Origin of the sequence: Flavobacterium movens, from assembly GCF_039581425.1 — a bacterium.
GTDB classification, from domain to species: domain Bacteria; phylum Bacteroidota; class Bacteroidia; order Flavobacteriales; family Flavobacteriaceae; genus Flavobacterium; species Flavobacterium luteolum.
The window spans coordinates 267,145-281,830 of sequence record NZ_JBCPXY010000006.1 but is presented as its reverse complement, the minus strand read 5'-3'; the positions used below and the strand labels follow the sequence as shown (position 1 = coordinate 281,830).

At 35.7% G+C, this 14,686-nt stretch carries 8 protein-coding genes; all 8 read right to left on the bottom strand.

All coding sequences use genetic code 11. The annotated features are described in order from the left end of the window. Window positions 1-73 precede the first annotated feature (73 nt). On the bottom strand, window positions 74-1,162 hold the full coding sequence (locus AAYQ05_RS13210; RefSeq protein WP_343543937.1) for a HEAT repeat domain-containing protein: 1,089 nt from the start codon (window positions 1,160-1,162) through the stop codon (window positions 74-76). Between the two features lie 72 nt (window positions 1,163-1,234). Next, a complete protein-coding gene (locus AAYQ05_RS13205; RefSeq protein WP_343543935.1) occupies window positions 1,235-2,803 on the bottom strand; it encodes an MGH1-like glycoside hydrolase domain-containing protein in 1,569 nt (522 codons plus the stop codon). Between the two features lie 103 nt (window positions 2,804-2,906). Further along, a complete protein-coding gene (locus tag AAYQ05_RS13200; RefSeq protein ID WP_343543933.1) occupies window positions 2,907-5,357 on the bottom strand; it encodes a glycoside hydrolase family 95 protein in 2,451 nt (816 codons plus the stop codon). Window positions 5,358-5,505: 148 nt separating this feature from the next. Continuing rightward, window positions 5,506-6,924: an acetylxylan esterase gene (locus AAYQ05_RS13195; RefSeq protein WP_343543931.1), complete on the bottom strand. Its 1,419-nt coding sequence runs from the start codon at window positions 6,922-6,924 to the stop codon at window positions 5,506-5,508. 190 nt (window positions 6,925-7,114) lie between these two features. Continuing rightward, entirely contained in the window at window positions 7,115-9,919 is a 2,805-nt protein-coding gene (locus tag AAYQ05_RS13190) for a glycoside hydrolase family 78 protein (protein WP_343543929.1), read from the bottom strand. Window positions 9,920-10,082: 163 nt separating this feature from the next. Continuing rightward, the gene (locus tag AAYQ05_RS13185; RefSeq protein ID WP_343543928.1) at window positions 10,083-11,945 is read right to left on the bottom strand and encodes a six-hairpin glycosidase; all 1,863 of its coding nucleotides are present in this window, start codon (window positions 11,943-11,945) and stop codon (window positions 10,083-10,085) included. Between the two features lie 86 nt (window positions 11,946-12,031). Next, a complete protein-coding gene (locus AAYQ05_RS13180) occupies window positions 12,032-12,949 on the bottom strand; it encodes a glycoside hydrolase family 43 protein (protein ID WP_343543926.1) in 918 nt (305 codons plus the stop codon). Between the two features lie 61 nt (window positions 12,950-13,010). After that, on the bottom strand, window positions 13,011-14,579 hold the full coding sequence (locus AAYQ05_RS13175) for a glycoside hydrolase family 28 protein (protein ID WP_343543924.1): 1,569 nt from the start codon (window positions 14,577-14,579) through the stop codon (window positions 13,011-13,013). Window positions 14,580-14,686: the final 107 nt, after the last annotated feature.

The following is a 14,686-nucleotide window of genomic DNA, read 5'->3' as shown; positions in this document are numbered from 1 at the left end:
CTGGAGCTTTTTATCATTTGGATCTTTATTTCGCTATAAATATTTAGCTTCTCCGAAGCTCACAACTAGATTGTTAAGGATTTATAAATCGTCTTAATTTATCCAATGCGCTTAAACTCTCAAAAACTATTTTATTCCGTTCTAACAACTTACTTGTTTCCCAGCGTATTTTCCACTCTGGGTCTTTCAGCTTTTGTCTCAGCTTCGATACAATGGTTGGATTAGCCTTTAAAACCTGTTCATTAATCCAATCAGGAAGAAATTCCAAAGCGCTTAAACGAGTTTCAAAATTCTTATGATCTAAACCTTTAAGTAATATTTCTCTCACTCTTTCCGCACCATAAGAATCTATTGTTTCGACTATAATCTCATTAATAACAGAAGAAAGTTCCTTAACATTATTTTGCTCTAATCCTATTTGGTAAACCCTTCTGAATTCATCTGAAAGAAAATCTGCCCATTTATCAAGATCTTCATCCTCACTCAATGCATAGTAGACAAATCTAACTTTATCGGGCTGTGTATAAAGATTGTTTTCACAAAAACGCTTTACTGGCTCTAGATCTTTTACCGCCAATTTTTGAATGTCTTTAATCGCTTCTTCTGAATCCTCATGTTCAAGATCGTAATATTGCTCTAAAGTGATGATCTGGTCAAAATCATGTATGGGTTGGTAAACTATTTTATTTTCGCTCATAGTGCTTGGTGTAAACTTTGGAGTATATTTTTTCAGAAGTTCCTTAATTTCATTCTCAGATACATCGTAATCATCTATTTTTATTTCGATCGTTTTCTGCTTATAAACAAATGTAAGGTAGAGTTCCTTATATGACAAATTGTACTTTGCTGTGTGTTCTGTTCTGGCAATAACTCTTGGAAATACAATATCTTTCCATTCATAAAAAATCTCATCAAGTTCTAATCCTTCTTGTGAGAATATTATTTTTTTATGAAAATTAAAGAGCGTCATTACCGCTTTTTTCCCATAAACGATGATAAACAAAACAGCTACAATTGGCAATACTAAATTGCTAAATTTAAGTGTAATCTTTTCAACATTTATAAGTGATAAAAAGTAAATACCTAAAACCACAAATACCATATTCCATATAATATGAAATACACCACCTTTGATTGAATAGTTTAATACTGTTTTCTTCAAATTTTATTCTTAACTAAATCAACTTATCAGCGTATCAAACCCGAAAGGTTTTAAAACCTGTCGGGTTTATAACTAATTTGAAATCACACGCTCCAATTTCTCAGAAACCGCAATTTCTTTTCCGTTTTTAAAGATTCTAAAACCTTTTCCTTTTTTATATTTTTCTCCTGTTTTATCCCAAAGAATGGTAATAATATTGCCGTGATACAAAACATTATCCAAACAAAACCAATCCCATTTTTCCTGTGGAATCAACGGATTTACTTCAATCTTTTCATCTGCTCTCGGGCGTAAACCAACCAATCCTGTAATCACCAAATCATTGAAAGTGGAGTGATTGTAGTAACGACTTCTTTCTCTGTCGCCCATTAACCAATAACCCGTTGTTTCATCCAAATACTCGCCAAGATAAGGCTTCCCTCTGTAATATTGCGACTGAACATACAATTCCATCTGTTTGAAATAATCAGGTTTGGCTACAAAATTCTGATTGTAATTATTCAATACATTCGCTAAAGCCGTTAAAGTCTGTGAACTTGCAAAAGGCCAAATTGCCCCATCCCATTCGCAGGTTCCTGTTCCGTGTGTTCTAAAACGCGGACTTCTTCTTTCTGCTGTTGTTAAACCGAATGGAGCCGAAAATCCTTTTTCATCCTTAATCTGTTCCCAAGCTTTTTCAAAACCTTTGTTTTGCTCCGGAAGATTAAAATACCACGGAATAAACCCGATGGCTTCTCGAACTTGTGCCAAAGTATCTTTTTCTGCTAAGGTTTCAAAAAACTCACTTTTCTTGTTCCACAATTTCGTTTCTACTAATTGCTGCAAAACGTCAGCTTTCGCTTTGAATTTGTTTTCTGTTTCCTTATCTCCTTTCAATTCAGCCATTTTAGAAATCGCTACAGCGTTCCCGTACATATAACTATTAATTGTTGGTCTTGCATTTTGCACTTTTCGTCCTCCACTTAAAGATTCTTCCATTCCATCTTTCACATCATGCTGCCAAAATAATCCATCTTTACGCAGGCGGTCTTTTTCCCAAACTGCATAATCTGTAACCATGTCTGGGTACAAATCAAATAAGAATTTTTCATCCTTATTTACCAAATAACGATTGTACAAGGCATCGGCTGTCCAACTGCTAAATTTATACAATTTGTTCATTGGTTTTCCATCATTTCCTCGGTACCAAATTTTCACATCCTGCTCAATATATTTCGGATCATGAACCCATCTAAATTCGTTGATATGGTGTCCCAAAGCACAACTGATCATATTGTATTTATCGGCATACGAACGATCAACTAAAAACTCTGTAATTGCAAATCCTTGTGGAGTATTTTTGATATGCTTACGAACGCTCCACCATCTGAAATAATAGATTTCCTCAAAATTCTGCTGCGGACATTCAAACAACGGAATATTCTTTTCCATCCACGCCCACGCACTGTCATTCGGAATTGCGAATTTTAAATTCTCATCTTCCATCGTGTTGAAATAATCAACATAATGCTTAAAGTTTTTTTCTTTTAAAATAACCGATTTTCCTTTTTGAGAATGTTCCGCAGTCGATTTGCAACTGCTGTTTATACAAGCAATTACTATTGAAAGTGTTATTATTTTATGTTTGAAATTTGTCAACATTTAAAATTCTATCTTTTTAAAGTTAAACCATATAAGTAATATAAGTTCAATTAAGTTTTACTTTATATTTTCTTATAGTACTTATATGGTTTTAAAATAATTTTTAATTCCCCGAAAAAGTATACGTCTGTCCTGCTTTCATATTCACATCGTAAATATTGTAGGTTGGCAATTGTACTTTAGGCAATTTTGCTTCATTAGAAATAATCGGTTTCTTCACTTCTACATCATAAAACAACGGATTAGGATTTTTTCCTTTTGCTTTTTTTAGCGAAGAACCTTTCAACGTATTCTCAACTTTTAATCGGCAGTTTCCTCCAATTTTCGAATAGATTTTTAACTCCGAAACTTTATTGTTTTTCCATGTCATATCGATTACAAATCCACCTCTTGCCACTAACCCTTTTATACTTCCATCTTTCCATACAGTTGGTAAAGCAGGCAGTAAATGAATCACATCTTCCTGACTCTGCATTAACATTTCGGCGAAACCGGCTGTACATCCAAAATTTCCGTCAATTTGAAAAGGCTGATGTGCATCTAACATATTCGGATAAGTTCCTCCGCCTTTTCTCTGATCTGCTGTTACCAAATGCAATTGATCTTGAATCAATTTATAAGCATGATTTCCGTCTAATAATCTCGCCCATAAATTCACTTTCCAACCCATTGACCAGCCTGTAGATTCATCTGTTCTATAAATCAAAGATTGTTTAGCCGCTTCAAACAATTCCGGTGTTTTAATTGGTGAAATCTGATTACTTGGATACAATCCATACAAATGCGAAACGTGTCTGTGATTGTCTTTTGGATTATCCCAATCGTCCTGCCATTCCTGCAACTGACTGTGTTTACCCACTTTCATTGGAGGCATTTTTGCCAAAGCATCACTTACTTTTTTCACATAAGCAGCATCTGGAGAAACTAAAACTGAAGCTTCAATTACATGAGTAAACAAATCAAAAACCAACTGATTATCCATTGTAGTTCCTGACGCAATTGTTGCTTTTCCTGTTCCGCCTGCGTGTGTGTTTTCAGGCGAACTTGACGGGACAACTACTAAATATTTTGTATTTGGATCGATAACCATAAAATCTAAAAAGAAATCCGCAGCACCTTTCATAATTGGATAAATTTCTGCTAAATACTTTTTATCACCAGTATATAAATATCTTTCCCATAAATCCTGACAAACCCAAGCACCGCCAGTCGGCCACATTCCCGAAGCAGCTGAATCTACCGGAGCAGTTACACGCCAAATATCAGTATTATGGTGTAAAACCCAACCATTTGCATTATACATCATTTTGGCTGTCTCTGCACCTGTAACGCTTAACTCTTTTGCCATTTGTACAAATGGTTCGTGCATTTCTTGCAAATTAGTTACTTGTGCAGGCCAGTAATTCATTTCGGCATTGATGTTTGTCGTGTATTTACTATCCCAAGGCGGAGTGACCATATCATTCCAAATTCCTTGTAGATTAGCTGGCTGTCCGCCTGGCTGTGAACTTGAAATTAAAAGATAACGTCCGAATTGGAAATACAAACTAGCTAATTGGGGATCGAACTGTTTCGAAAAATCCCTGATTCTTTCGTTTGTTGGTTTCTTAATCAAATCATTTGAACCTAAATTTAAAGCAACTCTGTTGAAGAATTTTTGGTAATAATCAACGTGCGCTTTCTTTATAGTTTCAAAATCTTTTGTTTCCGCTTTCGCTAAATAGTCTTTACTTTTCGCAATTTCATCGCCCGAAATATCCTGATAGTTTTTAAAGTTCGTAGCAATCGAAATGTATAAAGTTACTTCATTGGCTTTGTTGATACTTAAAACACCGTTGCTGGCATCGATTTCACCGCCTTTGTTTTTAGCCGTTAATCGGCCTTGAAACTTAACTTTTCCTTTTACGCCTTCAAAATTAGTTCCAACTCCCGAAAGTATAATCTGATTTCCTTCTGTCGAAGCAACCGTTTTATCAATTGGACTGTTCATAAAAACATTACAAGTAATCTGTCCCGGCTGACTCGCAGTAAGTTTTACTACAATAACCTGATCTGAAAACGCGGTTAGAATTTCTCTTGTAAATTCAATACCGTTTACTTTGTATTTTACTTTTGCCGTAGCATTGCTAATGTTTAAATCACGGTAATAATCGGTATATTTTTGATGTCCGTTGAATGAAATATAAACGCTCCCAAAAGTTTGATATGGCATTCCGTCATTCGTTTGCGACATAATTTCCTGCGTTGCCAAATCCTGCGCTTCATCAAATTTTCCGTCAAAAATTAACTGACGAACAATTGGAAGTGCTTTTATCGATTTATTATGAGCATTGCTATTTGGAGAACCTGCCCAAATGGTTTCTTCGTTCAACTGCAAACGTTCCACTGCTGGATCTCCAAAAACCATTGCCCCCAAACGTCCGTTGCCTAAAGGTAAAGCTTCATTCCATATTGCAGCTGGTTTATCGTACCATAATTTTAGGTCGTTTTGAGCTGTTGCAGTCAAGGAAAAAATTCCAAAACAGATTGCCGTTATTTTAAATTTTAACTTCATAGTATATTTTTTTTTCGCCCCGAATTCACGAATTTTCCCTAATTATTCTTTGCGCTTTATTTCTCTAATTTTTACCGAAAATCTTAATTCGAACAATTTGATACAAAAAATACATATCGCTTATAAAAAATAATTCGTGAATTCGTGGCTATTTCTTAACCTCGTAAACTTTCAGATTTTTTTCTCCGAACATTTCATATAATTTGTTGATGTCTTTTAAAGCATTTTTCGGCAGTTTTTCTCCTTTATCTCCAAAAACCAACAACTTCTCTTTTGGTTCAATTACACAAGTTGATTCATCGATTTCACCTTTGTCGTTCTTTACTTTATTCAAATCTAAGTTTAAATATTTTGCCATAAACGGATACAAAGCCATACGTTTCGAGATTCCGAAATCGTGACCTTCTTTTGCAAAATGAGCGTTTTCTACTAAATCTTTCTTTCCATACAATTCATAAGTTCTTTGGATAAAAGGAAATTCTAATTCCGGAACTGCCAATGTCCAGTCTTTTCCGTCAGAAACAATCAATTGCGGTTTTGGAGCCATCATTGCAGAAATCTCAGCGTTATTAGTTCCGTTTCCACACAAGTGAATTCCTCGTCCGCTTTCACAAGGACAACCGCCTGAGAAGTGAGACGAAACCATTACAACTGGAGCTGAAACTTTAACTCTATCATCAATTGCTGCTAAAAACATCGTGTGAGATCCTCCGCCGGAACCACCTGTAACACCAACTCTTGTCATATCAGCATTCTTAACCGTTGCTAAGTAATCCAAGAAACGAATTCCAGTTAAAACCTGAACTGTAGATGCAATGCTATTTCTATGCGTTTCTTCTGGAAATTGTAGTAACGATTCTCCCCAAGCAAACAAATCGTAACCAACCACTATTGCTCCCATTTTTGCCATCATAGCACAACGATATTGCTCGTCTTTTCTATATCTTCCGTCGCCAAAATGCCCGTCAGGAGTTAAAATAACAGCTGCTTTTTTATTTAACGGATACGGTTTGTAAATCGATCCTGTCGCATAAACACCAGGCAAAATTTCTAATGCAATATTCTCGACACTGTAATCTTTGTAAATTCTTTTTGGAGTTAAAAGTGGTTTAGACTTCGGTGTAGGGGGCGCCTTATCCAAACCAAATGATTCAATCATACAAGCTTTTAACTCCGTTTTGCGTTTCTCCCATTCTTCTTTGGTCGAGTAAAGGCTTTCTAAGTAAAACAAACGTTCTTTTCCTTTATCTACCGAAACTTTATGGTTTTCATACTTGCGTATAATGTAGGTTCCATCAGGTTGTTTGAAATACATCAATTCAAACGGCGCTAAAATGTTCGTTAGCGAAAGTGGCAAATTTCCAGGTTCAATTCTCCAATCGGCATAATCCAGTTCTTTTCCTTTTAATAAACCTCTGTCGTCGTTGATCGTGACATTAAAAAGAGTTTCGATCTTTTTAAGTGTTTCGGATACAGGTTTTCTAAAATTGGTATCAGAAGTGCTTTGCGCATTGGCAAATGTCAAAGCAAAAATGGAAAGTAAGAAGATGTATTTTATTTTTTTCATTATTACATTTTTTTGATTTGCCTCCTGCTTCAGCTGGAGGAAAACAAATTGATTTTTTTAATTGGCTTTAGCCGAACTTAATTATTTGGCTAAAGCCTTGTGAGTTGCTTTATTTTAAACCTCCAGCTAAAGCTGGAGGCAATTGATTTTTTCTATTTTTTCGAGTTTAGTTACAATTCATAACTCATAATTACAATTGACATTCTATTGTATAAATTCCAGATCCTAATTCCAAAACTGGCTTCTGAGCTTTTTCATCAAAACCTGCTCTAACCCTTTTACCATCCATTTTTATTTCTGAATTTTTAGCAACTGGTAATTTTACTGTCGCTGTTGTATTCACTGGAATCTGAACTGTCAGAATAAATTTGCCATCTTTCTTTTCCCAAGAAGAAGCAATTTTTCCATAAACCGATTGATAGTCCGCTTTCGCGAAAGTCATATCGCCAACCACTTCTGGCTGAATAAAGAAATGTTTGAATCCTGGTTTTTCAGGATCGGACATAATTCCGGCTAAACTTTGGTAAAACCACTCTTCAATTTGTCCTAACATAAAATGATTCCAAGAATTTCCTTTTCTAGGATCCCATTGCTCCGTTAAAGTGGTCAAGCCAAATTTAATCTGAAAACCATAACCCGGCGCGTCATAATGATTGTGCATTCTGTACATGGTTTCGTTTTCTCCGTTTCTCGCCAAAGTCTGGAATAAATAACGATTTCCAACATCTCCCGTTGTCAAACGATCGCCTTTTTCTTTGATATCTGCTAGCAAATTCTGCATTACAGCTTCTTTATACTGCGGCTCCACAATATCCATAAAAACCGGAACAGCGTTGCTAAACTGACTATTGGTTCCGTACTGTTTAGTTTCTTCGTTGAAAAACTCTTTGTTGAAAGCTGTTTTAATCTCTGAAGCTAATGCATTGTATTTCTCAAAATCTTCCGTTTTTCCTAATAATTTTGATGCTTTGGCTACTAAATAAGCTCCGTAATAATAATGAGAAGTCGCCGAAAGCGCAATCGGACTATTTTTAGAATATCCAGCTGGGTGTGTTCCGTAATCGTACCAATCACCTAATCCGTGTGAAACGATATGGTTTGTTGCTTTTGTTCCCAGATAATCCACATAGTTTTTCATTACAGGAAAATATTTTTCTAATAATGAAGCATCACCATAATATTCATAATACATCCAAGGTAAAATTACGCCTGTAACGCCCCATTCTGGAGAATCGGTAAAATCACCTCCAAAAATTACATATTCAGGAACGATTGTCGGAATTAAACCGTTTTCTCTTTGTGAATCAGAAATATTCTGCATCGTTGCAGGAAGGAAAGTCTGAAGATTATAATTGAACATTAAACCTGGACCATTCAGCTGAATTTCTTCCAACCAACCTAATTTTTCGCGTTGCGGACAATCGGTAAAAACACTTTGGAAATTACTTTTTATCGAGTTATTTATCAGTTCGTGTGTTTTGTTGAAAATCTCATTTGAACAAACGAAACTTCCTGCTTCTCCTGCCGAATTGTAAATGAAATTCGATTTTAAATCAAGCAAAGTTGGAAACGATGCATTTTTATCTTCTTTATAATTAATATTTTCAATTTGAACATATTGATAACCGTAGAAACTGAATTTTGGCGTCCATTCTTCTATTCCGTCTCCTTTTAAAGTGTAATCGTAATAATATGGCTTTCCAGATCTTCCCTGCGCTATTGTGCCTTCTTCATTTAAACCTTCAGCGACCCAAACACGAATCGATTGCCCTCTTTTTCCTTTTACTTTGATGGTTGGAAATCCCGAAAGATTCTGCCCCATATCAAAAACATAGAAATTAGGTTTCAGCTCTTTTACAGTCTTAACTTCGTATTGTTTCTGAATGGTAACCGGCGGAGCAGTCTGTGGTCTAAGAACTCCTTTTGGTGCTTCCTGAATGACAACTTTTTTCCAATCTCTATCTTTGAAACCTTTACGATCCCAACCTTTTTGTTCTAAATTGGCATTGTAATCTTCTCCTCCAAAAATACTGTTATAGGTAATCGGACTTTTACTGTATTTCCAAGATCTATCTGATTTTATGATTTCTTCTGAACCGTCACTATACTTGATTTTCATTTTAAAGAATAAAGTCGGTGGACCAAAACTTACGAAGAATTTGGTATATCTTTCAGCAAGCGTATTGTACATTCCGTTTCCTAACAAAACACCAATTACGTTATCGCCTTTTTGAAATTCTTTTGCACTTAATTCATAAACATTGTAGTTAACCGTTTTATCATAATCTGTCCACAAAGGTGCAAACTGGCTGTTTCCTACTTTTTTCCCATTGATAGTCAATTCGTAATGTCCTAAACCTGAAATGTAAACAACTGCTTCTTTGACTGCTTTTTCTATTTCGAAAGGTTTGCGAAGCATGATACTTCTGCGTGCCAGCGAATCGGATGCATTGATAAACGAGTTCTTTTTTTCTCTATTGAAAGTGGCTGTGTGGTAGTTTCTTCCTTCTGGTAAATGGCTGTCGGCTTTGGTAATGGCTCCAATCCAAATTGGATTTAAATCTGATTCTAATGAAGCTGTTCTAAAAGTAGTTGTTTTGCTCCATTTTGAAACTTTTCCAGCCTGATTCCAAACTTTAACTTTCCAGAAATATTTGGTTTCGCTTTTTAATGGTTTTCCATTATAAACGATATGCAGGTTTTTATCGGTATTAACTCTTCCACTGTTCCAAACATCCCCATCATCCATTTTTAGTTTTTCTTCCGAAGAAGCTACTAAAATCAAATAAGCAACTTGTGAGGCATCGGATTCTTTTGAAACCAATTGCCAGCTCAATTTCGGCTGATTCTGAACTACTGCTAATGGATTTTCGGCCATTTCCGTTGTTAAACGTACAGGTAGAATTTGTCCATTTGAAATGAACGTGATTAAAAAAGTAACAACTAATAATATGTCTTTAAAAAACTTCACTTTATATGGTATTTTTTTCGCCACGAATTCACGAATTTTCTCTAATTATTCTTTGCGTTTTATTTCTCTAATTTTTTCCGAAAGTTTAATTCGATTAATTAATCACAAAAACGACGTATTGATTATAAAAATAATTTGTGAATTGCTTCGCCCTTATGCTATCGCTCGGGTTGCGGCTATTTTTTCTTTACAACTTTCTAGTAATCAACGATTCGACATTAAATACTGCTTCTGGGATTAATTTTCCCGTTTGAGGCAGGTCGTCGTAATCGTCTGTATCTGGCGCTGTATCTGGATCTGGCGAATGTCTTTGCTCTCCTGTGCGGAACATAATTCGCTCGAAACCGTCTGTTGGCGCATAAAATATCTTTGTTGATTCTTTTCCATCGTTTACTTTTATAGTGTATTGACGGTTTTTAGCATCTAATTTAACTGTTATTGTATATGCTTTGTTTGCTTCGTATTTTGTAACCGAACTCAAACGCGCACCATTTTTTACCTTTAATTCTCCATCCGAATCAAAAATCAATCTTACCGATGGTAAACCTTGTTTATTTTGAAATTCAATCTGCAATAATCCGTGATTATTTTGCTCTGGTTTTACTGTGAAAACAGCTTCCATTTTTGAAGCAAAAGGAATAACTCTTTCAGCACGTGAATAGTCAAAATAATCCTGATCTCTTAAAGTCAGCCATTTTTTGCCATCAGCTTTCTTTTCGATTTTTGTTGATGCCCATGAAAGATCATATGTATTCCATAGTTTTAGTTCTTGTCCGTCAGGAAGATTATTAAAAACATCATTTACATTTTCAGTAACCACCGAAGTAACCGGAACTGGAATCGATGCCACCCAAATATCTTCTTTGTTCATGCTATAACCCACCCAGATTTTTCCGTCTGGCGGAGTTCCATTTTTCTCTGTAATTCCGCGAACATATTGAGGACCTGCTGATTTGTAGTTTCCGCCGTAACGCATCGGACTTACTTCTCCGTGAACCAATAATAAATCTTTGTAATTCAATCCATCGTCACTTGTAGAAATTGCCAATGGCCAACGATATTCTGACGGGTTATAAAGCGTCGCATAACGATTGTCTGACGTTTTTTGTCCCCAGATTTTAGCATTGCTATTTACAAATCCCGGAGCACGCAATGGCATATAATCCCAAGATTTTCCGCCATTTCTGCTGATGGAAGTTAAAGCGTGTTTCCATAACCCCACTACGTTTCCGTTTGGCAAATGATAATAGCTAAACGCTTTATAAGGTTTCTGTAACGGAATCAATTCATCGTCACGATCGGCTTCTTCCACCCATTGCTGTAAAACCAATGGTTCTGATAAGATTTCTTCGCAAGCCTTTTTCAAACCTTTATCTTTTGATGCGGTATAAAATGGGAATTTCGATTTCGATTTGTCCCAAGTTTTATTATATCTGATGAAATAAATTTCGCCAAAACTTCCGTCTTTCTTGATTTCACGAATCACACGTCCAATTCCTTTTCCGTCGTTTGGATCATCTTTTTCATCCATTGCGATTCCATAATACGCTAAAGCAAAAAGTCGGTTGTCTTTTGATGTATAAAAGCCCATTCTTTGGTGCATAATTGCATCCAAATTTTTGGCAACGCCTTCAACGCCTTCTTTTTTCCATCCGTCAGGAATTCGGTAAATTGGAAAAATAACTTCTGGTTTTGTCCACGTTACACCATTTTTAGAAGTCATTAATAAAGTTTGGCTTGGCGGAATGTGTTCTCCCGATGGATCGCTTAAATAATGCAAATAAAATGTATTATTCCAATACGCCATCATTGGCTGGTGGTTGTATGTCCATCCAAAACCATCTGCTTTTTCAGGATGTTCGCGGCTTGCACGCATAATTTGCGTAGCGTGAACTCCAACCGCTGGACTTAACTGTCCGTGATGATAATCGATGTTTGAAAGTGTTTTCCCAACATAACGCACAGTATCGTTCTGCGCATTTACAGCGGTACATGCCAAAAGGATTGTGGCTGTAATGATGTTGGTTTTTATGTTTTGGAAAGTAATCATTTTATTTATTTTTTTGTCACAGATTACACGGATTAAAAAAGATTATTTTTTATATGCTTGATCTGTGAAATCTGTGGCATTATCTTTTATTTTCTATCAATTAATCCTTTTAAAACGTCTTCAGAGATTGTTGTAATCGTTCCGTGTTTATGACCTTCGGGAAGGCTTATTTTGGAGGATACATCTTCAAAATGAACAAAATCTGTTGTGCTTAACGCTTTATAATTTTTCGAACCGTAATTGTCATAATACAACAACCAGTTTTTATCCACCTTCACTACTGTCGGACCTTCAGATAAATATTCGGTTAAAGGTTTTGAAGGTTTTTCAAACGGCCCTAAAGGCGATTTCCCAAAAGCTACTTTTATATTTCGCATGGGTCTTGTATTGTCTTTCAAAACCAAAACATAATCTTTTTTGCTTTTTTTGACAATCACACAGTCTATTACGCTAAAACCTGGATCGTAATATAGTTTTGTATCCGAAAACGTTTTGAAATTTTTTGTCGTTACATAATACATTCTGTGGTTGTTTTTCTCTTCTTCCACTCCTTTTGGATATCTAAACGGAATTGTCGATGCCCAAATAATGATGTATTCTCTTTTTACATCATCATAAAAAATTTCTGGAGCCCAAACATTTACGACTTCTGGCTCATTTTTCATTACGGGAATGTATTGCTGTTCTGACCAATGAATCAAATCTTTTGAACTTGCATAACCAAAACCATTTCCGCCTTTCCAGTCGGTTGTCCAAACCATGTGATACGTTCCGTCTGCTCCTTTTGTGATTGAGGGGTCACGCATGATTTTACTGGCTCCAATTTCGGGTTTTAAAAACGATCCTTCTAATCCTTTCCAGTTGTAACCGTCTTCGCTGTATGCCAAATATAAACCTTCTGTTGCGGGTTCTCTAAACGATGTAAAAAGATATAAATCTTTCTTTTTCTGCGAATAACTAATCGCAAAAAGCGAAAGGGTTAGTATGATGAATATTTTTTTCATGTTGCGTTGTCTTTAAACTTTGTCAAAGTTTCAAACTTTGACAAAGTTGGCTCACCAGTTTTTATTCTGTAATTGCTTTTTTATCTAAAGAAGCTCCTTTTTTGATTTTCGTTGTAACGTTGTTTAAAACATTGTTTTTCAAGAAAATATTTTTAGAGTCTTTTCCATCGGCTTCGATAAAAATATCGGTTGGATTGAATGGAAAATTATTGTTGATCAACGCATTTGAAACATTATCTAATTTGATAACCGGAACTCCTTTTATTGGTGTTGAAGATCCAACATTGTCTAAAATAATATTTTTTGAATCTGATATTTTGAAAGAAGAACCAATTGTGGCGTTTACTTTCACATCATGAAATTCAACATCTGTTGCTGTACTTACGGTAAAACCTTCTTTTCCGTCCATATTGATGTTAGAGAAAGTGATGTTTTGAATTGGCATTTCTGTAATTCCCAGAATCTGTCCGGCTTTGTTTACGTTTGAAGCCGTAATATTGCTCATGTGAATGTTTCTGAAAATCGGCGTTTTCTCGGTTACAGGTTCAACTTGCGTTCCTTTGTCGTAGAAAAGGCTTAATACAATTGCTTCTTCTTTGATGTTTTTCATTACGATATTATCGACGCGAATATCTTCTACAACACCACCTCTTCCACGTGCTGATTTGATACGGATTCCGCGATCTGTCCCATCAAAAACACAGTTTGATATTGTGATTTTTTTGATTCCACCCGACATTTCACTTCCAATAACCACTCCACCGTGACCGCTTAACATCGTGCAGTTTGTGATGGTTACATTTTCTGTTGCTTTTCCATATTTACGTCCGTCGCCATCTCTTCCTGATTTAATCGTGATACAATCATCACCAACGCTGATATGACAGTTTGAAATATGAACATTCGTACACGAAGAAGGATTGATTCCGTCCGTATTTGGCGAATGCGGATTAAAAATCGAAATTCCGGTAACGGTTACATTATCACAGAATTCTGGATTAATTGTCCAAAATGGTGAATTTTTAAAGGTTACGCCTTCGATTAAAATATTTTTGCAGTTGTAAGCTTGGAAAAAAGATGGTCTGAAAAACTTTTTATCAACTGTTCTCTTATAATACGGTTCTGTGTAAAGGCCTTTATTTTGCTCTTCCCACATGGTTTGGTATTTGGTTGGAGGCAATGGTTCTTTTGCCGTTTCAATTCTATACACTTCATTCCACCATGCTTTTCCTTGTCCGTCGATTACTCCTCTTCCTGTGATGGTGATATTTTCTACATCTTTTGCATAAAATAAGGGTTGGAAACTTTTCATAACAATTCCTTCGTAACGCATTTCTACATACGGAAGAAAATCATCGAAGTTCTCTGAGAACTTTAAAAGCGCTCCAGAATCTAAATGAATCGTGATGTTGCTTCTTAATGTTAGTGCTCCAGTTAAGTATTCTCCAGCAGGGAAAAAGATAGTTCCTCCACCGTTTTTAGATGCTTTTTCAATGGCATTCTGAATGGCTTGAGTACATTTTATTCCTTTGTTGTTTCCGCCTTCGTTTAGGATGTTTAACCAGCCGTCGTTAGCGAAAACGGTGTTCAATCCAGTTATGAAGCAGAGTACTATAAGTATTTTTTTCATAGTTGTGTTTTTTTCTTTTGCCACTCCCAATAGCTATCGTGATAAAATGATTAGTACAGATTTTTACTCTCATTTTTTGTCATTTCGACGAAGGAGACCCGAGCGAT